Annotated in this window: 14 protein-coding genes and 1 tRNA gene; 8 read left to right on the forward strand and 7 right to left on the reverse strand. The window is 32.7% G+C overall.

Features of this window, described 5'->3' with window-relative positions:
• The first annotated feature begins 135 nt into the window (after positions 1–135).
• Complete coding sequence (locus GMC_RS0105080) at positions 136–1,824, forward strand: M23 family metallopeptidase (protein ID WP_010521123.1); 1,689 nt, start codon at positions 136–138, stop codon at positions 1,822–1,824.
• Between the two features lie 14 nt (positions 1,825–1,838).
• The gene (locus GMC_RS0105085; protein ID WP_010521124.1) at positions 1,839–4,337 is read left to right on the forward strand and encodes a TonB-dependent receptor; all 2,499 of its coding nucleotides are present in this window, start codon (positions 1,839–1,841) and stop codon (positions 4,335–4,337) included.
• Positions 4,338–5,180: 843 nt separating this feature from the next.
• On the opposite strand, the gene GMC_RS0105090 is transcribed toward GMC_RS0105085, so the two are convergent.
• Together GMC_RS0105090 and GMC_RS0105095 are read right to left on the reverse strand one after the other, a co-directional pair.
• Positions 5,181–6,416 carry a M12 family metallopeptidase gene (locus GMC_RS0105090; protein WP_010521125.1) on the reverse strand — a complete coding sequence of 412 codons (1,236 nt, stop codon included), beginning with the start codon at positions 6,414–6,416 and terminating at the stop codon, positions 5,181–5,183.
• A 303-nt stretch (positions 6,417–6,719) separates the two neighbouring features.
• Complete coding sequence (locus GMC_RS0105095; protein ID WP_010521126.1) at positions 6,720–7,766, reverse strand: M28 family metallopeptidase; 1,047 nt, start codon at positions 7,764–7,766, stop codon at positions 6,720–6,722.
• Positions 7,767–7,926: 160 nt separating this feature from the next.
• Between GMC_RS0105095 and GMC_RS0105100 the strand changes: the two genes are divergently transcribed.
• A tRNA-Ser gene (locus GMC_RS0105100) sits at positions 7,927–8,011 on the forward strand.
• 197 nt (positions 8,012–8,208) lie between these two features.
• Here GMC_RS0105100 and GMC_RS0105105 read toward each other — a convergent pair.
• The 3 genes from GMC_RS0105105 to GMC_RS0105115 form a co-directional block, all read right to left on the reverse strand.
• Entirely contained in the window at positions 8,209–9,477 is a 1,269-nt protein-coding gene (locus GMC_RS0105105) for a type II toxin-antitoxin system HipA family toxin (RefSeq protein WP_010521127.1), read from the reverse strand.
• A gap of 3 nt (positions 9,478–9,480) precedes the next feature.
• Positions 9,481–9,744 carry a helix-turn-helix domain-containing protein gene (locus GMC_RS0105110; RefSeq protein WP_010521128.1) on the reverse strand — a complete coding sequence of 88 codons (264 nt, stop codon included), beginning with the start codon at positions 9,742–9,744 and terminating at the stop codon, positions 9,481–9,483.
• Between the two features lie 320 nt (positions 9,745–10,064).
• Positions 10,065–10,640 carry a YceI family protein gene (locus GMC_RS0105115; protein ID WP_010521129.1) on the reverse strand — a complete coding sequence of 192 codons (576 nt, stop codon included), beginning with the start codon at positions 10,638–10,640 and terminating at the stop codon, positions 10,065–10,067.
• Between the two features lie 655 nt (positions 10,641–11,295).
• Between GMC_RS0105115 and GMC_RS20530 the strand changes: the two genes are divergently transcribed.
• On the forward strand, positions 11,296–13,767 hold the full coding sequence (locus tag GMC_RS20530; RefSeq protein WP_010521130.1) for a T9SS type A sorting domain-containing protein: 2,472 nt from the start codon (positions 11,296–11,298) through the stop codon (positions 13,765–13,767).
• Between the two features lie 167 nt (positions 13,768–13,934).
• Here the strand turns inward: GMC_RS20530 and dnaK are convergent, their stop codons facing one another.
• A complete protein-coding gene (gene dnaK, locus GMC_RS0105130) occupies positions 13,935–15,851 on the reverse strand; it encodes a molecular chaperone DnaK (protein ID WP_010521131.1) in 1,917 nt (638 codons plus the stop codon).
• A gap of 497 nt (positions 15,852–16,348) precedes the next feature.
• Between dnaK and GMC_RS0105135 the strand changes: the two genes are divergently transcribed.
• The 4 genes from GMC_RS0105135 to GMC_RS0105150 all read left to right on the forward strand — a co-directional run bounded on the left by GMC_RS0105135 (position 16,349) and on the right by GMC_RS0105150 (position 20,413).
• Positions 16,349–17,026 carry a hypothetical protein gene (locus tag GMC_RS0105135; protein WP_238527926.1) on the forward strand — a complete coding sequence of 226 codons (678 nt, stop codon included), beginning with the start codon at positions 16,349–16,351 and terminating at the stop codon, positions 17,024–17,026.
• Between the two features lie 30 nt (positions 17,027–17,056).
• Positions 17,057–18,550 (forward strand): zinc-dependent metalloprotease, encoded by a 1,494-nt coding sequence (locus GMC_RS0105140; RefSeq protein WP_010521133.1) that lies wholly within the window; start codon positions 17,057–17,059, stop codon positions 18,548–18,550.
• 137 nt (positions 18,551–18,687) lie between these two features.
• On the forward strand, positions 18,688–19,506 hold the full coding sequence (locus GMC_RS0105145; RefSeq protein WP_010521134.1) for a sugar nucleotide-binding protein: 819 nt from the start codon (positions 18,688–18,690) through the stop codon (positions 19,504–19,506).
• Between the two features lie 124 nt (positions 19,507–19,630).
• Positions 19,631–20,413, forward strand: a complete 783-nt coding sequence (locus tag GMC_RS0105150) for an SDR family NAD(P)-dependent oxidoreductase (RefSeq protein ID WP_010521135.1) — start codon at positions 19,631–19,633, stop codon at positions 20,411–20,413.
• A 219-nt stretch (positions 20,414–20,632) separates the two neighbouring features.
• Here GMC_RS0105150 and GMC_RS0105155 read toward each other — a convergent pair whose 3' ends face one another.
• Positions 20,633–23,791, reverse strand: a complete 3,159-nt coding sequence (locus tag GMC_RS0105155; RefSeq protein ID WP_010521136.1) for a cytochrome c biogenesis protein — start codon at positions 23,789–23,791, stop codon at positions 20,633–20,635.
• Positions 23,792–23,933: the final 142 nt, after the last annotated feature.

Here is a 23,933-nt window from a genome sequence, read left to right on the forward strand (position 1 = left end):
TTTCGTTTTGGTATTTTTTTTGACATCCTATTTATTTGAAATGAACTAAAAAATTTATACAAATAAAATATTTATCTTTTGGTTAATTAATTTACATTAGATCAGGCATCAAATAAAAACAAGTGCATTTTTTTTATGAAATATTTTTTACTACTTTTTTTTAATACTTTAATATTTACATGTATTTGGAGTCAAATTCCTAAAGACTATTTTTCTACCCCTATGAAAATACCGTTAGTACTTTCAGGTACTTTTGGTGAATTGCGAAGCAACCATTTTCATTCAGGCATGGATATCAAAACACAAGGAAAAAAAGGAATTAATATCCATACCGTTGCACAAGGCTATGTCAGCCGAATAAAAATATCCGAGGGAGGGTACGGTAAAGCCATTTATATTCAACACCCTAATGGATACACAAGCGTTTATGCACATTTAAATAAATTTGCTCCAAAAATTGAAGCATACGTAAAAAAGAAACAATATGCCAAAGAATCTTACACTATAGAGCTTTACCCTAAAGCAAGTGAGCTTCCTGTGAGCAAGGATGAAATTATTGCATATTCTGGAAATAGCGGTGGTAGCGGTGGTCCGCACTTACACTTTGAAATTAGAGATGCAAAATCAAGACCTATGAATCCTATGCTGTTTGGTATTGAAATTGCCGATACTAAAAAACCTTTAGTAAATACAGTGTGGTTATATCCGCTTTCGCAAGATGCGCACATTAATGGACAACACAAACCTTACCGCTTAAAAATTTCTTCTCATAAAGATGGTACTTTAACAACTTTACCCGTAAAAGCTTGTGGCGAAATTGGTGTAGGTGTCAGTACTTACGATCAACAAAATGCCGCTCATAATAAAAATGGAGTGTACAAAATTCAAACAAAAGTAAATGGAACGCCAAACTTTGAGCTGGAAATGAAACGCTTTTCTTTTTCAGAAACACGCTACATCAATCAATTATTAGATTACAATTATTGGACAGAAAATAAAAGTAGAATTACTAAACTTTTTATTGAAGAAAATAATCCATTGAGTATCTACAATAATGAACATGGTAATGGTTTTATTTCGGTACAAAATGCACTCTCTTACACTGTGGATTTAAGTATTTCTGACTTTAAAGGAAATATAAAATCAATATTTATCCCCATTACTGGAGAAGTTTTACCTGCTACTCCTACTAATTTGACTGATCATAGCTCACCTTATTTAGCTTTGCCCGAACAATCATTTTCATATAAAAATGACTATGTATCATTTACTATTCCAAAAAAAGCAGTGTATGACCCCGTGGCTTTGCAAATTATTGATTTACCCAAAAACAAAATTCAAATTCATAAAGATAATGTACCCTTACACAAATACATGAATGTATCATTTTCGTTACAAAATCAATTGTACCCACACCAGTGCTATGTTGGCACATATACTGATGAGAGAAAACCTAGTTTTGTGGGTGCTAAAAGAATTAAAAACCGAATTACAGCCAGAACCCGCACTTTTGGTAAATTTGGTGTTTTTACGGATAGTATTTCGCCAAAAATAAAGCCTATCAACTTCACAAATAAAAAATGGATATCCAATAACAAAACATTAAAAATAAAAATTGAAGACAAACAAACAGGAATAAAAAATTACAAGGCAACTATTAACGGTAATTTTGCGTTAATGGAGTACGATTATAAAACTGATTTACTTGTTTACGACTTTAACGATGGTGTAAGTACTATAGGTGAAAACAACATTAAACTTTATGTTGAAGATAATGTCGGAAATAATACTATTTTTGAAGCTGTATTTTACAGGAAACAATAGACAAACCAACTAATTTGAAAACTACTCTTTTTTTATTTTTAAGCTTATTTACATTAAGTTTATATGCACAAACTGCCGAAGTAAAAGGTATTGTCCTTGATGAATTTAATAACCCAGTCACTGGCGCCGAAGTAGTTTCGGATATCAATACGGGTACACAAACTGATGGTAATGGGGTGTATTTACTTAATATTCCCGCAAACAAGCAAATAAATATAACTATTACTTATACTGGCTTTAAAAAAGTAGCTTTCCAAATACAACTAAAACCAAATCAGCAATATGAATTTAATCCCGTATTAAAAACTGATGTAGAACAAATATCCGAAGTTGTAATTACGGGTACTAGCCGAAAAGATGTTGAAGGTATTGTCAATTTAGACCCCAAAACAATTAGAAATACACCATCGGCTAACGCTGGTGTTGAAGGATTGTTAAAAACATTGCCCGGTGTAAGCAACAACAATGAATTAAGTACACAATACAATGTACGCGGGGGTAATTTTGATGAAAATTTAGTTTACGTTAATGAAATTGAGGTATACCGTCCTTTTTTAATACGATCGGGCCAGCAGGAAGGCTTAAGCTTTGTAAACACCGACTTGGTAAGCAACGTTGATTTTTCAGCTGGGGGTTTTCAAGCCAAATATGGAGATAAATTATCTTCAGTTTTGGACGTTACTTATAAAACACCAAAAAAATTAGGAGCAAGAGCTGAATTGAGTTTACTAGGCGGTAGCCTTGCCTTACAAGGCATATCAAAAGATGCTAATACCACAGCTATGCTAGGAATCCGTTATCGCGATAACAGCCTTTTAGTTGATGCTCGCGACACCGATAGTAATTTCCGTCCGCGTTTTGGCGATATACAAACATATGTTACGCATAACTTTTCTTCCAAATTTGCCTTAAGCTTCCTAGGTAATGTAGCTATCAATTTGTATGATTTAGAACCTATAAGCCGAAGAACTAATTTTGGAACATTAGATAGCCCACGTGCACTTACAGTGGTATATGATGGTCAGGAAAGTGATCGTTATCAAACACTATTTGGCGCTTTCAAGGGTACATATAAACCAACAAAAGATTTAAGTTTACGTTTTATTGCTTCTGGTTACCACACACAGGAACAGGAATACTTCGATTTTTTAGCACAATACCGAGTTGGTAAAGTAAATGCCGCAATTGGTAGTGACTCTTTTGGCGAGATTGAATCGGTGGAGGGCATTGGTGCCCAAATATCACATGCAAGAAATGATTTGGATGCTTTAATATTTAATTTTGAACACCGCGGTACGTATACTAAAAATGACAATCAATTTGATTGGGGACTTAAATATACTAATGAAAATGTACGAGACCGGGTTAGAGAATATGAGTTTGTTGATAATTCTGGTTTTTTTGTTCCCTCCCCTTTTATCGAACAACAAATTGATCCAACTCCTGATGATCCATTAGATGGAGACCCTAGAGATAGTAGAACCGATCCGCGTATCATTCCATTTAGCAACGTTAACGCACAAAATGAAATTACAATACATCGCATTTCCGACTATGTGCAATGGAGCAAAAAAACCTTTATTGGCGATCACAAAGCCTGGATAAATGCCGGCGTACGTTCACAATTATGGCAAATTGCTGATAATAACGGAAACGCTATTAGCGATCGACAAATTACCATTAGTCCAAGAGCACAATTTACCCTCAAACCCAATTGGGAAAAGGATATGCTATTCCGTTTTTCTACAGGACTGTACCATCAACCCCCATTTTATAGAGAGTTACGTAATCAATTAGGTGCAGTAGTACCTAATGTAAATGCTCAACAATCATTTCATGTTTCCCTAAGCAATGATTATAGTTTTAAAATGTGGGATCGAGCTTTTAAACTTACTTCTGAAATTTACTACAAAAAACTTTCGGATGTAAATACGTATACGCTGGAAAATGTGCGAATACGTTACCGAGCGAACAACAACGCTGAAGCTTTTGCTCAAGGACTAGATTTACGAATTAATGGAGAATTTGTTCCTGGAACAGAATCATGGTTTAGTTTTGGTTACTTGCGTACCGAAGAAAATTTGGACAACCGCGGATTTATCCCCAGACCAACTGACCAACGCCTAAAATTTGGGGTGCTTTTTCAGGACTACGTTAAAAGTATTCCTAATTTAAAAATGTATTTAAATTTAGTCTACCAAACAGGTTTACCTGGCGGTTCTCCTAGTTTTGCTGATCCTTACGAGTTTCAATCGCGTTTAAATGATTACCGACGGGTAGATATTGGAACATCATACGTTATTGTTGATGGAGAAAATAAAAAAGCCAAAACATTCAAATTTTTGAATAATTTTGAAACTTTTGAAATTGGTGTCGAAGTTTTTAATTTATTCAATTTGCAAAACTCCATAACAAATACGTTTGTTCGAGATGCAAATAGTTTACGACAATTTGCTGTTCCTAATTTTTTAACTCCTCGAATATTAAACGTAAAACTAAGAATGAGCCTGTAAGAGATCAAATAGAGCAAATACATTTAAAATTTCCGATAGCTTTCCCTTATAATTTTTATTGATCAACGCTTTTAGTCGCTTCTGGAATAATGATTAGTTTATTTTTTGTCTTTTTTTATAGGCTTATACGATTTACGGATGAGAATTTCGTAAAATAATGGCAAGGATTTTTCGCTAGATTGATGAATCAAATTTAAGAATAGCCGTAGCTATTGTTTCATTTTATGAAGAAAATATAGTAGAAAAAGAATGTCATTAGATGTAAAATTTTTGTTCGTAAATCGTATTAATCCAGATTCAAAAATGAGATTGAAATTTTAAACGGAATTATATACTCATTTTTTTAGCATACCCTTCATTTCAAAAAAAATATAATACCTAATTTATCTAGCAGCTAAAAACATTAGGAAAAAATGGTAAAACCAGATTTAATTGGGAAGCAAATTCACAATCAATTGTATATTGTTTTAAAGATCGAATGTAAACATCACTCATGAGAAGTAAATTAGTTTTTCAAATACAAATTTTTTGATATAATTTATAGTAAACTACCTCGGAGCAAGCCCACGAGGCATTCGTTTGAAACAAGCCTTCAATTTCGAGGCAAGCCTCGGGGTATTATACCCTTTGGCGGTGCCAATAAAACCTCAATTTATAAAGAATGAAGACACAGTTATACAAATATATACTAAAAGTAGGTATTTGGTTTTCAAACCAAAAAACAAATAGACTGCGAAACTTTACTTATGACTCTTCAACTCCGAAACTAAAATAAAATTTATTCTATTATATAATAAAAAGGATAGTTAAAACACCTTTTTTTTATCATAAATAAGCTTCAACTTATCTTCCGCACTGACCTTCTCTGATCCATCCACCTTGTACCCTTCGGTATAAGCTTCCTCGGAAAACAACTTTATCGCCTACATTATATCTACCTCCATTATATCGGTCAACTCCAGCACAAATGTCATTTCTTTTTTGAGTACCACATCTTTGTAATAAATTCCAAGTTGAAAAATCTCTTTCAAACAAGTATCCTCTAAACGTTACTTTATCACCTACTCTATATCTTGTGCTTCTACTCCATGCCGATACACCGCTACAAGCATCTGTAGGATCTGGCTTCACTGTTGGGTTATCGGTATCCTCATCCTCTTCTTCGTCATCATTATCATTGTCTTCTTCTTCGTCGTCATCATCACCATTATCATTGTCTTCTTCTTCTGTTGTACTACTTGGATATGCTCTATTAGTACCTTCTATATCTCCTGCTGAAATTGTACCTGATCTACGATAAGTATTTCCATTTAAATCAGTAATTGTAGGTTGTCTATTTTTTGAAAATGTAAAAGGCCCGTACATCATTATTGATGTGATATCCAATTTAGATGTCAAATTAATAGAATTATCACTTTTAAAAAATTGATCTCTTCCTCCGTCAGAAATATTTTCAAACAACACTCTAACATAATCATCTCTATCAGATCTATTTTGTTCGTGTAAATACCCTAACGTATGTCCTATTTCGTGTAGTACAACAGACAAAGGTGCTCGTGTACCAAATGCTAAAACTCCTCTATTTCTGCTTTGACCTAAAGTGGCATAACCACAAAAACAATCACTCCCTGTTGATTTAACCGTTACAAAATCAGCTTCATTTGTACGTTCTTTGAAACGAATGTTAGTTTTTGATGACCATTCGTCCATTGATTCTTGAAAAATTGACTTCATTTGTGCTGTTACTGTATTGTCATATCTATAGACTACAGTATTATTCGGCCATTTCCTAACAAATCCATTACCCAAGGCCAAAGCGCCTGTTTCTGGAGTTTTAGGTTCAATAATATCTGATGCATTAGGATCATCAAATTGTGATTCTTCTAAAACAATATCTCCATGAAGATAAGTTCCATCTGCTTGTTTAACGACTGGGAAATTTTTAATTCCCATTAAACTTCTGATTTCTGTTTGACCAGGAGCATCTGCTTCTGGATTTAAAATTTCGGCTTCATCCTTTTGACAAGACCAAAGTGAACATAGAGCAGCCGTAATTACGACCAATTTATTTAATTTCATACCTAAAATTTTATGATTAGTGTTTAGGTATATTAACCAATATACCTAGGCCTTTATTATAAACGAAAAGCTTTTCTTACATATAAAGTTTCCTAGTAGTATTTGATCTTGTAATGACGCCAGTCAACCCTATTTAACCTAATTTTTTGCCATAAGCCTAAAAATAGTTCGAAATAAGTAACTAAAATAGAGCTTAAGTATAATAAAACAAAGAATTCCATAAGCTTGTTGCTATCCAAAATTCTTACAAATACAGAAACTAAAAATAAGTAGCTCACTACTAGCTCATTTTTTTCCTACATGTTAGTAATCAGCATTGAGTAGAATACGATTTTTACGATTGGCCAGTTCCCATGCCGTGTAGAAAATTAATTTTGATCGCTTTGTTAATAAATCATAATTAATTTTATCAACTTCATCAGTTATCTTATGATAGTCATCGTGTACTCCGTTAAAATAAAAGATAATTGGGATGTCATTTTTCGCAAAATTATAATGATCGCTCCTGTAATAAAATCGATTAGGATCGGATTTTTTATTGTATTTATAGTCTAAATTAAATAAAGTATACTTATTATTTATAGCTTCGTTAATCAAATGTAATTCATTACTTAATCGATCACTCCCTATAATATAAATATAATTTGGAGCATTTGAATGCTCGTCATCTATCCTACCAATCATATCAATATTTAAGTCGCAAACGGTATTTTTTAATGGGAATAGCGGATTTTCGGTATAGTACCTAGAACCGTATAGCCCTTTTTCCTCCCCTGTAAAATGCAAGAATAATATGCTTCTTTTAGGACCTGCCCCCTCTTTTTTTGCTTTAGCAAAAGCTTCAGCAATTTGTAAAATACTAGTAGTCCCTGATCCATTATCATCTGCGCCATTATAAATACCACCATTAGCATTAATCCCCAAATGATCATAATGTGCTGAAATTACAATAAGCTCATCTGGATATTCAGTACCCTCCAAAAAAGCAATTACATTTTCTGATTTTTTAATAGAACCATTAAAAAATTCTTTTGGAATGTACTGAAAATAGTCTATTGTAGCTGGACTGGGAATGTTTAAGTTTTGATAATATGATTTCAAATATGCTGCCGCCTTTTTTTGTCCAGATTCTCCAGTTTCTCTGCCTTCCATATCATCACTAGCAAAATCAGTTAATAATTTTTCAAACTCTTTTTCAGTTATTGTATTTGCATAAGAAGTAGGGTCACTAGCCTCCAATTTTATAGCAGAAATGAATTCCTTTGCGTTATTTTCACTATCGGTGTTTAAAGTTTTACAGCCAACCAATAAAATAATTAAGCTTATTTTAATTAAAAAAATCTTTTTCATATTTACATTAAAATTTCAATTAATTGAATTTCATTTATATAACTCAAATAACAAAAAATATTCGCATATACTGTGAAATTAATGAAAATAATGTTTTGTCAAACTAAAAAAGCTTTTTATATTTGCACTCGCATTTAGGGAATACCTAATGAGGCACACTGGAGAAATGGCAGAGTGGTCGAATGCGGCAGTCTTGAAAACTGTTGAGGGTCACACCTCCGGGGGTTCGAATCCCTCTTTCTCCGCAAATACCCCGTTATCAATTTGATAATGGGGTTTTGTTTTTTTGTTGACAGTTTTCTAAATTTATGAATCAACCCAGATCAAGGATCAACTCGTAAAAATTTAGCGCTAAGGGAACTTAATAACTCTTTAAAGCCATAAGATTTATAGCAAAAGCAATAATCCAGAATATTATATCTCAAATGGGTGTGCTTGCTATTTACAATTTTTCTATTCTCTTTATTTCTTTTTGGATTGCTTTGATTATGTTTTCAGGTATCTCTAATTCACCAGCAATCTCCATCCACCTGGGAATCAACGCCTGAATACCCCCAATAATCCCTTTAGGATTTTTAATGACAAATTCTTCGGCAATTGTTAACAAGTCTTTTAAAATAATCTCAGTACGCTTTCCATTAATAGACAAAGCTCTTGAGGTAGTTTTAAATGTAAATAGAGGATTGAGTGCATAAGTTAAATCGTATGCTGGTCCTAAATTCCAACTATCTGTTTCTTTGCTGTAAGTAAAACTGTGATTTTTTAAATGGTCATCTACATTTCTGAAAACAACATTAAAAACCATACGTCTAAAGAGTTGTTGTAAATCTTTATGTGGGACTTCCAATCCCAAGGCTACTTTAAAAACATTTTCATAAGATGAATTTTCGGGCTGGCTTTTAAAGTCCCAACCTGTTAAACCTGTAACAGTTAGTACATGCTGTTTTTCTCCATATTGTCTATCGAACCTTAATGTTGCAAAATGTTTGTTTTCAATGAGTTTAGATGGCATCATATCAATACCTGCTTCTTGCGCTATCAAATAATAGGCATATTCTACCTTTTCTTTGTTATAGCCATCGCTATCATCAAGGTGTAGCTTTACTAGATAGTGATTGTAATCCTCACTTGTTTCTCTATCTCCAGCTATGATTTTACCAGTTTCTTTATGTTCAGATATTAAGATTTTAGGTCTAGCTCCTCCTGCTGAAGTTCCTATTTTGAAAATGTTAAGTAAAGACAATTCATCAAGGGTAGCCCCAGATGTATCTTGTTTTAGTTTCAATACCTTTTCTAAAATGTTAATGATTTCATCGATGTTTATAGATGTGGTATTTGATAGTTCTTTCACAGGTTTGTATTCCAAAGCACCCATACCACGGTCAGCCACGTAAGCCAACTGTTCCAACGGTGTCACTTTTTGGATGCCTCTTGCTGTTAGCCATTCTTGAAAAATGATATTTCCAAAGGTGTCTGGCAGGGAATCTGCTATCATTGGTGGCAAACCCTGAAATGTATCCTGTTGGTATTCCGTGAATACCTGCGCTGGTTTGGTACGTTTAAAAATAAACGGAAAGAGCTTTGAGTACTTGCCAGATTCCAAAAACTCAGGATTATATTGAAAAAAAGATTTACCCTGATCTATATCAAAACCTAATTTGCCAATCTCTTGGCCAAAAGCAATTATAGCTAATGTTTTATCTCTAGCCATCTATTAATACAATGAAATGTCATTTTGATCAACAATGACCTTATCTATTTGATTGACTATAGATTGTAGTAATCCAAAATGATTTGCTACTTTTAAAATAGTATCGAGTGTAGCATTTTTACCATTCTCGATGTTTTGAATGGTGGTGCTAGAGACATCAAGCACTTCCGCAAGTTCATCTCTAGATAGCTCATTTGATTTTCGAAGTGCCTTACACACCGCGCCGATCTTGACTTTTACATCTTTTATTGTAGTAATCTCCAACATATTATACCAATATAATGGTTAAATATAGGTATTTAAATTTATATTTACCATTATAATACCAAATAAATTATTTATAGAAATACTATTCTGAGCTTTATCGTATGAAAGTAGAGAGATTTAACTTCAATAAACTTTCAAAGCGATATTATGTAAATTAGGCAAACTATTTAAAAATTTTTCTAAATCCCTACTACCTTGTTGAATTACAATAATTTGTAGATGGCTTCGACATAACTAAAAAAGAAGAGTTATCATACCGATTATGATAACTCTTCTTTTAAAATTCAATTTTAATTTTCCCCTTGTAAATCAAAAAAAAATTAAAACTTTAAGTCCACTAAAATATCAAATTCATCATAAATTGCCTTGTCTTTTAAACCATCAAAAAAGCTTGCTGATCCGTACTTTACATTATACTCAGTGCGATCTATTTTTAAGGAAGCAGTTGCTTTAGTCCCGTAAACTGAAAAATCAAATGTTACGGGTTTCGTTACATCCTTAATGGTCAAATCGGCGGTAACTGAATATGTATTTTTTCCTTTAGGCGATACTGATTTAAAAGTTAATGTTGAAGTTGAAAATTTTTCTACGCCAAAAAAATCATCTGATTTTAAATGCCCCTCTAGCTTTCCTTTGTATTCTCCTTCTAAATCTGTTGATACCAAACTGGTCATATCTATAACGAATGATCCTCCGACCAATTTATCTCCATTAAATTCTAAAGCTCCAGATTTTATTGCAATAGTTCCTTCATGAAAACCAGTTACTTTATAACCTTTCCACTCTACTTTACTTTCTGAAGTGTTAATTTCTTTCTTTTCGCCATCAATTGAAGTAAACGATAATGCAAAAACAGCTACTGCTGCTATTGCCAATTTTTTGATTACATTTTTCATAATTTGTGTAATTAATAGTTAATAAAAATATTACTATTCATTAGACTTAAAAAAGTAATATAGTTTACAAAAAAAATGACAATCTAACTTAAAATTTTAGTCTCATTAATTATTGCACGATAAAAAACCCTGTATATCAAGGCTTTTTTCCATTTAATAATTAACGCAAAAATCAAATAATCAAGCTGTGAATAAATTATTGTAAATTAAAAATTCATAGTTTTAAAAAATTAAAATAATTTTCAACATTATTCAAGTACCCAGTTACCTTTCCTTTAAATTTTGACTCTTTTTTTTTGATAACCAAAATATTATCAAACCATTTCATCTATCATTTTATCTTTACCCTAAGCCCATAATTATTAGCCCAAAATTATCGTTCCCAATATTTCATGTTTAACTTGGGAAATGCTTATTGTTTTGATAACTAAAAATATATTTTGAACCCTTTAAATATGTCTCATTCTTGTTTAAATTTTAGCACAAACGACATACCAATAATTTGTAAAAAAATTATAGTCTAATTAACAAAAAAGAGCTCTCTGTAAAGGTGTAATGTTAAGGTTTTACTATTGTTTGCTATTAAACGTATAGTGTTTTACAGAATATTATAGTTTAGTTTTTTATAACTAACAACTTCAAAAAAATTAAACTTATGATTAAAAAAATTTCTATATTCTGCTTGCTCTTTTTATATGTTATAAGCACTTTAAATGCTCAAATTGTTACCGAATGTAAAGGTGTAGTTAATCCATCAAACAGATTGTGGCAAGACTACACTCAAAATTTAAATGCCCCTAAAAACTTACCAAATCCGATTCCTAAAAATATTAGTTACCCTGGATTAGTTAAAAAAATAATTAATCCCAATTTTGATGAATTAAAAAAAGCCATGGAGGAGCTTGCTGCAGATAAAGGTGGCGTAATTTCATTTAAAAACGTTGGCAACAAAAAAAACATCTCGTTCAAAGAAGCTATTGACATTTCAAATGCTCCTTCTAAACCTTGTGTAAGCATTTTAATTGAAGGGGATAATAAAATTACTTTTGATGGCAACAATACATCAAGCATGTTTGTGATTCGTAAAAGTGTCAAATTCATTGTTCAAAATGCTACTTTTCAAAATGGTAGACTTAAAAGAGCCATCATTCAAGATCGAAAAAATTTTAGAACTGGCGGAGGTGCTATCGAATCTAATTCAGGCGCTGCTGTACGTGTTTACAACTGTAAGTTTTTTAACAATGCTGTAGATGAATGGGACGATACCCCTGGTGGCAGATATGATGGTGTTGGCGAAAATCAAAATGGAGCCGCTATACGATTGAACTTTCATTCAACGGGGGAAGTCTATAAATGTACTTTTAGAGGGAACCAAGCTGTTACAGGAGGAGCTATTGGAGCAACATCCATCAATAAATTAACTATTATGGACAGTAGTTTCGAAAAGAATATTTCTACCGCTTACAATACCAAAAGCTCTACAAGACGAAGAATTGCCGAAGGTGCTGGGGCATTACGCGTGGACAGAACCGCAAAACCACTTGAAATTTACCGAACTAACTTTGAGGAAAATGCAGCTAACATTAAAGCATCTGTAATGGAGGTGTTTATACGTCCACTAAGAGCAAGAGGTGGTAGCGAAACTGGTCCTTTTCCTGGAGGTTCACAATATTCTTTAATCATTGACGGGTGTATTTTTAAAAACAACAAATATTACAATTTCAAAAATGCTAGAGATCCTGAAAGAGGGGATTTTTTCTCTGGATGCATTCTTTTTCACTCCGGTAATTTTAAAGGCCCGAAGATGAAAATTATCAATTCTCAATTTGTTGGAAATGAAGTAGCCGAATCAACTATTAGAACATTTTTAGAGTTTGAATTATCAAATAGCATATTTGCTAATACAAATTTTATTCGTTTAAAAGATAAAAACGGAAAATTTAGAACCACAGGGAAAGGCGCACTTATGCTTAGAGGTGAACCTAGAAAAGGTTTAATACAAAACTGTACCTTTTATAGTAATGAACCTAATCCTAATGATCCTACCAGATCTATTGCCAGTGACATCTTCTTTTTTAAAGGTACTGAGGATAAATACACCTTAAACAACAGCATTTTTTATCGAAAAAATAAACAAAATGCCATTCAGCAAGTAAGCCGTCCAATAAAAGGTAGAAATAACGTACAGTTTATTCCAGGGGCTAACATGTCTTCCTTTGGCAGCGTTTCAAAATCTAGAGTAAATACTAATAACCCGAATATTATACCAAACTCGATAATAGATATGTGTTTAGGCACAAATTCATTACCTGCAAATAGTGGCGGTTTGAAAGATTGTGGAAGTGAAACTACAACTCCGCCAGTTCCAACCGTTCCTGTTGTTATCACCCCTGTTGAAACTCCTACACCCACTGTTCCTACTACTCCTACCCCTGCAAACCCTATAAACAATTCCAATGCTCCAATAGGAAAAACAATTTGGTTAAAAGCTAATAATGGAAGTGCTGGATATGTAACTGCTGATTTGTCAGCTGCAAGAACTCCTTTAAGAGCTAACAGAAATCGAGTTGCCAGATGGGAACAATTCCGAGTTGAAGATGCTGGAAACGGCAAAGTACATTTGAGGGCATTAGCCAATAATAAATACGTACAAGCTCGAATAAATGAAGAAGGACAACTTATTACTAATTCCAATAACAAATTGGGTTGGGAAACATTTACCTGGGAAAACAGAGGAAATGGCAAAGTAGCCTTCAAAGCATTTAACAACAAATACGTACGAGCTCGATTGGCTATTGATACTAAAGAATTGGGAGCTGTTGCTAACGATGTTAAAGGATGGGAAACTTTTAGCTGGGCTGTAGTTGGCGGAGCAAAAAGCTCGGATATAACGACAATTAATTCAAAAGTTTTTGCCACTCCAAATCCAACTTATACCGCAAACAAAGTAATTTTAAACGGAGTTAAACAAACTGATACTGTTTCAATTTACAGTATAAATGGTCAACAATTTACCAACCTTAATCAACTGCAAGGCACAACTAATGAAGTTGATATTAGTAAATTACCTAATGGAATTTATTTTATAAAAGTTGGCGAAAAAACAATTAAATTGATAGTTAACTAAAGCTATTGCTGTATTTGAATTATTTAATTATGATTTTTAAAAAATTAAACAAAAAAGAACCGCTTTAAACGTATAATTCAAAAAATGTTAATTGTACAAACTTACTAGTTCTGCAAAAAAAGACTATCATAATTGATAGCTTTTTTTATAAATTTTATGAATAAGAATTACTTCACCTCTTCAAAATCTACATCTTCTACATCATTTGATGACCCATCTGCAGCTCCTGACGCATCAGCTTGAGGCTCTCCTGTTGGTGCGCCTTGTGCCCCACCTGCTTCAGCTTGAGCTTTATACATTTCTTCGCTAGCTGCTTTCCATGCCTCATTTATTTTATCTAAAGCTGGTGAAATTACTGCTAAATCTTTAGATTCATAAGCTTTTTTCAACTCTTCCAAAGCTGCTTCAATTGGTGCTTTTTTATCATCAGATAATTTTTCACCAAACTCTTTCAATTGCTTTTCTGTTTGGAAAATCATTCCATCAGCTTCATTCAATTTATCCGCAGTTTCTTTAGCTTGCTTGTCCGCTTCGGCATTTGCTTCAGCTTCTTGCTTCATTTTAGCAATTTCCTCTTCGGTTAAACCAGAAGATGCTTCAATTCGTATATCCTGAGATTTACCCGTAGCTTTATCTGTTGCAGAAACTTTAATAATACCATTCGCATCAATATCAAAAGTTACTTCAATTTGTGGAGTTCCTCTTTGTGCTGGTGGAATACCATCTAAATGGAAACGACCAATTGTTTTGTTATCCTGAGCCATTGGACGCTCTCCTTGCAGTACATGAATTTCAACACTTGGTTGATTATCTGCTGCTGTAGAGAATACCTGAGACTTTTTAGTAGGAATCGTAGTATTTGCTTCAATAAGCTTAGTCATTACATTACCCATAGTTTCAATTCCTAACGAAAGTGGGGTAACGTCTAATAATAATACATCCTTAACATCACCAGTTAAAACACCACCTTGGATTGCTGCTCCAATAGCCACAACCTCGTCTGGATTTACTCCTTTACTTGGTGCTTTTCCAAAGAATTTTTCAACAGCTTCTTGTACTGCTGGTATACGTGTTGATCCTCCTACTAATATAATTTCATCAATATCGCTTGTTGATAATCCTGCTGACTTTAAAGCAGACTGACAAGGCTCAATAGTGCGTTTTACTAAATCGTCAATTAACTGATCAAACTTAGCTTTTGTTAAACTACGTACTAAGTGTTTTGGTCCAGCAGCTGTTGCCGTAATGTAAGGCAAATTTATTTCAGTTGAAGCTGAAGATGATAATTCAATTTTAGCTTTTTCAGCCGCTTCTTTTAAACGTTGTAACGCCATTGGATCCTGACGTAAGTCCATATTTTCTTCGGACTTAAATTCATCAGCCAACCAGTCAATAATTTTTTGATCAACATCATCACCTCCTAAATGCGTGTCACCATCAGTAGCTAATACTTCAAATACACCGTCACCTAATTCCAAAATAGACACATCATGCGTTCCACCTCCAAAATCAAAAACAACTATTTTTTGATCTGTATCTTTTTTATCCAATCCGTAAGCTAAAGCTGCTGCTGTAGGTTCGTTAATAATACGCTCTACAGTTAAGCCTGCAATTTCACCTGCTTCCTTAGTAGCTTGACGCTGGGCATCATTAAAGTATGCAGGAACCGTAATTACCGCTCTGGATACATCTTGTCCTAAATAATCTTCAGCAGTCTTTTTCATTTTCTGAAGTGTCATTGCTGAAAGCTCTTGTGGCGAGTATAAACGACCATCAATATCCACACGTGGTGTGTCATTATCTCCTTTTACTACTTTATATGCTGAACGTTCTGCCTCTTTACTAGATTCAGAGTATTTATTACCCATAAATCTTTTGATTGATGAAATAGTTTTGGTAGGATTAGTTACCGCCTGACGCTTTGCAGGGTCACCCACCTTAATCTCTCCTCCTTCAACAAAAGCAATCACCGATGGCGTTGTTCTTTTTCCTTCTGCATTAGGAATTACCACTGGCTCGTTTCCTTCCATTACAGATACACAAGAGTTTGTAGTTCCTAAATCAATTCCAATAATTTTAGACATAAACTTGTATTTTATTATTTACTTATTTGTTTCAAATTTTATATTTTACCATAAGTCAATCATTATGCCACGTAAAATTTACTGACATGATGTCATAAAAACACTCACAAACTAAACTTGTAAACATATTCGAAACACAATGAGGTCTTATAATTTTTCTGAAGATAAATTACTGTTTTGGAATAATTCTCTTTCACTAGTTACTTTTAGTGCCGTTCCAATAGTATACTAGGTATAAATAGATTCAATCAAATGTGTTTTTTCAAATATTCAAATAACACTTCTTTGTTTGTTGTTAATTGTTAGTTTTAGATTGGGTTTTAACAAAAAAATTGGTTTAGGTAGTAGGGTATTTTGTCCCTAATGCGTTTTATACCTAAACACATTTGTAATGAAAAAACTTCTTAATGCTACTACTCTAGTAGCCATGCTTTTTTGCAACTTCATTTTTGCCCAAAAAAAACAACTTAAAAAAACAACAAAATCATAAAAATTGTTTGTTAAGTCATCATCTAAACAATACTAATCAACTGTTAGCTAAAACAGCTAACGAACAACGCATATATTTTGAATCAAATGATAACTTAAATACTTCTATTGAAACTCCTGAATTAATTTCTAACTTTAGATCTAAACCCTCTTTAATAAATTCGGTAATTATTAACGGTCAATTAAAAGGACTTGATGACGTATCGGTTACTGAAATATTATTTGAGGAAGATTCAATTGAAGGGAATGATACTTTTGATACAGCACAAGTACTTTCCTTTAAAGAAAATTCGAATTTAATTCAATCGACTAATGATGGAATTATTGGTGATGGTCCCACTTTTCTTGGTTTTGAAGATGGACATTCTGATTTTGATTTTTACGAAATTACTTTAGAAGAAGATGCATCTATTGAGATTTCATTAGAAAGTACAGCTATAATCCCTGATGAAGCATTGGAAGGGTTTCCTGTTTTTTTTATAGTTTCCTTGGAAAACGAAGAAATTTTATTTGAATCGCCTTTAATAGATTCCGAATTTAGTTACATATTTACTCCTGAGGAAGCAGGTACATTTTACATTGTTGTAAGTGACGAAGGTGCACTGCCTGAATTTGAAGATTTAATTTCTCCTCCTGACGAAAGACTACTTCTTGAAGGTTACTCAACATATAAATTACAAATTTAAAAAAAGTTTTTTGATGTTGATCACTTTTCAATGAATTTTAATAAAGGTGACGTAATTTCATTAAGTTCCGATACCAGTAGTATAGAATCATTGTCATTATTTTTACCTAACGGAGATAAAGCTATTGAAACTAACAATTTAATGCGTTTTTCACCTGATAATGTAATTACAAATTCGCCAGTTACTTTTCCTACTAATAACTTTTTAACTTACAATATTCCTGAAAACGGAGAGTATATTATTCAAATTAATTTAGAAAATCAATCTACTGATACTAATGGCAACTATGATTTGAATGTAGTAGCTTCCAGACCTGGTTACGAAATTAAACCTGGCACAAAAAGTATTATTTATCTTGATTTTAGTGGTGAAAAAATAGATACTGAAATTTTTAAAATGTTGAGTCCTTCTGCTAGAGAATTATTTGACATTCCTACAGATACTTCATTTGAGTTTAAAGGATTGGAACATTTTTTACAAGAGTTTGAAATAGAAAATTCAAAAAATAATCTAACAAAATTAGCGTACAAAATTACAAATCAAGTAAAAAAGCAGTTCAATAATGCCAATTTAGCTGTACCTAATCCCGACTTTAATGTTACTTTCATTTCTGATTTTGGAAATCCTTTTTTAGGGAAATATATTCCAAAACTACTTGATAAATTTAATATTGACTACAATACTGTTTTTATCGGTGGAGTAGACAATGATATTCAGGTTAACGATGTGAGCCGCTTATTTAATTTTGCTCTGGGATTTACATTTGACTACGACCCAGGTAATTTTAGCAATACGGACACCGCATTTATTTCAATAAATGCATTGTTAAATAGAGATAGTATAGGAAATACTATCCAAGAAGTTGAATTGGCTGAAAATGCTATTTTTGAAGATTTTTTAGCATTAAATTTTGCTACCACAATATCTCATGAAATAGGACATTTCCTAGGGCTACTCCATACCCGACCTAACTCATCTACATTTAGTATCATGGATGTTTCCGCTAGTTTTAAAAGATCAGCTGGCGTAATTAACGAGCAACAATTTGGTGATCCAGCCAATGTTTTCCCAAGTTTCGAACCAGGAATTTTTGTTGCAAATGAAAGTACTCAAGGCACTAATTTGGTAGACTTCAACTTAACTTCGGTACTAGGTTTCAAAAAACCTAATACAGGCGCTAAATTGGTGCTGGATGAACAAGGCAATGCCATTCAAGAAATTGAACAAATGGAGCAAAAATTAGTAACTTCCCTTGATAACAGTTCACTTTCAAGCGATTTTACAATTTATACGGACATAAGAGCTTTAAATAAAACAATTAATATTAGTTTTAATCAAAATATTGAAGGTGATATTAATGTGGCATTTTATGATATGAAAGGTTCCAGAGTATTTCAAAAGGCCTACACTAACAGAAATACTATTTCAATAATTCCTTCTTCCTTTGGAATTATTGGAGGAGCTTATGTGTGTAGGGTAATTTCAGAAAATAAAATACGTACTGAAAAATTAATTATTGAATAGCTAATTTTATTTTAATAGTTATATAGCTGCACCCGTATTTTGCCAATTAATTTTAGCAAATACGGGTTTTTAATTATTAAATATAAAATTTAATATCTAAAAATAAAAAATTAAATTAGCCCTATAACTCAATATGAATGACAAAAAAAATACTGATTTTTGGCGGAAGCGGTTTTTTAGGAAATGCGCTCTACAAAGAATTAAATTCGTATTTTGACACCTACGCCACATTTAATACCCACAATAATTTTTTTGAAAAAAATCAAAAATTTTATGCTTTTAATTTTGAAACAGAACCCGTAGATATTCTTTTAAGCACTTTAAAGCCTGATGTCATAGTTTCCTGTATGCGTGGTAATTTTAATTCGCAAGTTCAATTTCATTTTGAACTTATCAATTGGATCAAATCTAATAAATGCAAGCTAATTTTTTTAAGCAGTTCCAATGTATTTGATAGCTTTCACCATTACCCTTCATATGAATACGATAAAACTTTTAGTGAAAGTTTGTACGGTCGATTTAAAATTAAAATTGAAAATGCACTACTCCGGTTACCTACACATAAATATGTAATTGCACGTTTACCCATGATTTTTGGTCATGGCTCCCCAAGAATTCAAGAATTAAAACAGCTACACCATCTAAAAGCCTCTATTGAAGTTTTTCCAAATGTAATACTGAACGCTACAACCGTATCCAAATTTACTCAACAATTACATTATATTATTAATAGAAATCGAAAAGGAGTATTTCATTTAGGAAGCGAAAACCTGATACATCATTTTGATTTAATTAAGGAAATCACTCAAGAATTGAGTCTGAAAGATTGTATTTACAAACAGGTATACAATTCTAATAATGACAGGTATCTGGCAGTTCTTCCAAAAGATAATCTTTTGCCCAAATACCTACAATTTACTATTGATGATGTTGTTAAAGGTAGCTTAAAAATTTAAATCTTATACTACCATTTCTCCTACCCGATTAGCTATTACATTTAGTTTTTTATTGATACGGCTAAAAATTAAATTTTAATATTGTAAAATTCAAATTAAATTAGAGTAACACAAACTAATCAAAATGATAAAAACGGCATTGATTACTGGAGCCAGTAGTGGTATAGGAAAAGAACTTGCATTTATACATGCTGAAAATAAAGGAGACTTAGTAATAGTTGCTCGTAACGAAGAAAAACTATTAGATTTAAAAACTACACTAAAAGAAACTTACGGAATAAATGTGCTTGTTATTGTTAAAGATCTAACAAAACCAAATGCCCCCCAGCAGGTATATAATGAAGTTAAAAGTGCTGGTTTTCAGATTGATTATCTAATTAATAATGCGGGCTTTGGGGGCGTAGGTGAATTTTATAAAAGAAATTTAGCTCAAGAAATGGAAATGATACAATTAAATGTAATGGCTTTAACCGCTTTAACACATTTGTTTTTACAAAATTTTATACAATTAAATCAAGGAAAAATTTTAAATGCATCCTCTACTGCCAGTCTAATGGCTGGTTCTATGCAAGCAGTTTATTTTGCAACAAAAGCTTATGTAACTTCTTTTAGTAATGCTTTAGCAGAAGAGTTGAAAGGCACTAATGTAACTGTTACTAATTTAATGCCTGGTGCTACTGATACAGAGTTTGCAAAAACATCAGGCATGGATAAAACTTCTTTGTTTGATAATACTGCAACTGCAAAATCAGTGGCTACTGATGGTTACCAAGCCATGCTTTACGGAAAACTAGATGTTATTACCGGACTCACATTTTCACAAAAATTACTGATGGCACTAGTACCCTTCATACCAAAAAAAATGATGCTTAAGCAAATTAAAGAAATGCAGACTGATAAGAAATAACGATTTTTATAGTAAAACCACCCATTAAAATAGTTCTTTTTAATTGATAATAAAATAATTAAATATATAAATATACCGAATTAAAGTGCACCTTTAGAAATTCTACGTCAACATAATAATGAATTTATAGGTAATAAAAGCTATTTTTAATTTTTACATAGACTAACAGAATACGTGAACCAGTGAATATGATAAAATGTTTATCTTTAAATAATATCATTACTTTTTATAGTGTACTGTAAATCGCCAATATGAAATTGCACCTAACAATAGCGCTCCTGCAATAGTATAATACACAAAAGTTGGGGTTATTACTTGATCACCACTGGCATAGGAATGCAGCCCTGATAGATAAAAATTAACCCCAAAGTAGGTCATCAAAATACTTGCAATAGCAATCATAGATATAAAATTGTAAGTCCATTTTCCTCGTAAGCCAGGCACCAAACGCATGTGTATAACAAAAGCATAAACCATAATACTAATCAAAGCCCAGGTTTCTTTAGGATCCCAACCCCAGTATCGCCCCCAACTTTCATTAGCCCACTGACCACCTAAAAAGTTTCCAATAGTAAGCATGACTAAACCAATGGTCAGCGACATTTCATTAACCACAGTGAGTTCTCTGATATTTAATTTCATCTTTTTCTTATTGGAATTTGTGGTTAAAATCATCAACAATAAAGCTACAGCTCCCAAAATAGCCCCTAAAATAAAAGGCCCGTAACTAGCTACTATAACAGCTACGTGTATCATTAACCAATACGAATTTAACACAGGCTGCAAATTTGCTACTTCAGGATCCATCCAATTCATGTGAGCTACCCAAAGTATAATTGCCGCAACAAAAGCTGTTGCTCCTACGGTTAAATCACTTTTTCGACCTAAAGCAATACCAAAAAATACAGTTGCCCAGCCCACATAAATCATAGATTCGTAAGCATCACTCCAAGGTGCATGTCCAGACACGTACCATCGGGCAATAAGACCAGCTGTATGTAACAAAAACAACAATACAATACTGTATTTGCTAATATTTACCAAAACACGAACTACTTTACCCGAATTAAAAATTTGAACTATCGTAAAAATGATCATTAGTAACCCTGCAAAGGCATAATACCTGTATAGCTTTCTAAATATATCATATTTATTGTATGCAATTTCGGTTTGTATTTTTTTATCGGAAGGCAATACTTCGCTTCCATATTTTTTTTGGAAGTTTCTAATGCTGGTCAAATACTTATCTGGTTTGGAATAGTCTCCTGTTTTTCTAGCTTCAACCAAAGCAGATTTATAAATAGGAAGAATTTGACGTGTATAGACCGAATCAATTCCAGAAAATTTTGATTCATTTAGCATTGGTGGTGAAACCCATTTGTTATTGTCATCTTCAGGTAGTGGAAAAACACGCATAACACTTCCACTTAGTGCTGCATTTAATAAATAAAACTTTTCATGGGTTTTAATAAAATCTTTTTCAAACTGATTGGGCGTGTTTGTACTAGTAGCTGCATCCAAATATGGAGCTAATTTGTAACTACCATCTTTTTCAAAAAGATCTACCAAGGCAATTCTGCTAGCACTTTTAGGAACCCCTATAATTTTACGAATACTATCATTTTTCCAATCAATGTAAATTAAGGGTACATTGTACCAAACTATTGGATTTTCTTGCATGGAAATAAACACCTGATCGCTATTCAAACCTTCGTACTTAGTACGTTTGCTCAATTTTCGCAATAATTCGGATGCAAAAGTATTTACAGGCTTCATACGTCCACTTTCATCCTGAATAACAATAGCTCCAAACTTTTCCGCATGTGCCTTACTTACAGCATTAGCTTTTATTAATGAATCCAATTGTTTTTTTGTTGGTCTTAACGGTTCATTACTATCAGGTAATACGGATTGCGCTTTCGCAGAAGAAAAGTTTAATAATCCGCAAATCAAAAGCAAGCTCAAAGCAGCTTTTTTAAGTTTAATGTCACTCAACATTTTTTCCAAATCTTTAAAACGTGATCCTTTTAAAAATAAAATAGCCATTAAACCGATATACAATAAAGAGTATCCTAAATACGTCAACCAGCTCCCCCAAAAATCATGATTTACTGAAAGTACCGTTCCTTTTTCATCTGGAGGAAAGCTCGCCTGAAAAAAACGATACCCTTTGTGGTCAAGTACATTATTCATAAAAATTTCTTTAGGAGTTGCATTTCCATCTTCCACTAAATCAACTTTACTTTTATAGGAAGCATATCCTTTTTCGGTTCCTGGATATTTAGTAGCAATAAAATCTTTCAATTTTATAGCAAATGGCAGTTCCATTTCTTGCGATCCAAAGCGTAATGAAAGTTCCAAACCGCCCATTTTAATTTGCTTATAATCATTTACAAAACCCTTACCTCCCAAAAGCTTTAAACGCTTAGTTTCATTTTTAGTAGTAACATCAACAATCAAGGCGTTTTGTTGCCCTTTCTCTTTTATTTTGGTTGGAATCACATCATAATTCCCTTTAACTGGTGGCTCAGGTATTACAAATTGCGTCCCCGCCATTTGATACAAGGAACGCAATTGCAACTCTTGCACGCTATCCTTTACTACCTTACCTTGCAGTTGATCAGCCATGCGCATAAACGTTCCCTCAAAAGGAGCATAAATACTGTAATTTCCCTTATCATAAGTAATATTAATGGCACCCTCCGTAGGTTTATTAAAAGCATATAAAATATTATGAATATTACTTACCTCGCCAGCTTTTAAAAAATGTTCGTGTCGTTTACCTTCACCTGCTTCAACTAATTTTAGGTGTAACGCGCCATCATCACTAGGCACTAAACCTAGCTCTGCTCCTTCAACAAAGTCTACATAATTAATTAGTACTGGCTGTTTGTTAAAATCGGTAGCTACAGTAAAATCATTATTTGTTGGTGCGGCAAGCTCCAACGGGGTGTTTACTTTTCGTTGTTTTAATTCTCCGTTGTAATCGCCAACCATTAAAAGTTGTAAATACGTTTTTTCAGAAAGAAACTTGTTTGTAGTTTCCCCTTCATTAATAGGCATAATTCCCTCATAACTGATATATCTTGTTACAAATGCTCCGAGCAATATAAAAATGAATGATAAATGGAGTAGTAATGTAGGCCATTTTTCACGTTTGTGTAATCGGTATCTAAAAATATTTCCAAAAAAATTAATTAAAAATATCCCCATTATAGCTTCAAACCACCAGGTATTGTACACCCAAATCCGAGCAGCAGGAGTTCCGTAATCATTTTCTAAAAATGTACCTATTGCCATTGAGGTAGCAAACACTAAAAAAAGGATTGCCATTAATCGCGTTGAGAAAAGAACATTAGCAATTTTTTTAAAAACCATATACTATATTTATCGTCACATTATGGACATTATTATTTAGAAGTTTCTAAATTGGATGCAAATTTACGAACTGAAGTATTGTTTTGCTACAAAACCAATACATATTTAAAAGAACATTTGTTAGTATTTTTATAATACTTCT

The organism is Aquimarina agarivorans (assembly GCF_000218485.1).
Taxonomy (GTDB): domain Bacteria; phylum Bacteroidota; class Bacteroidia; order Flavobacteriales; family Flavobacteriaceae; genus Aquimarina; species Aquimarina agarivorans.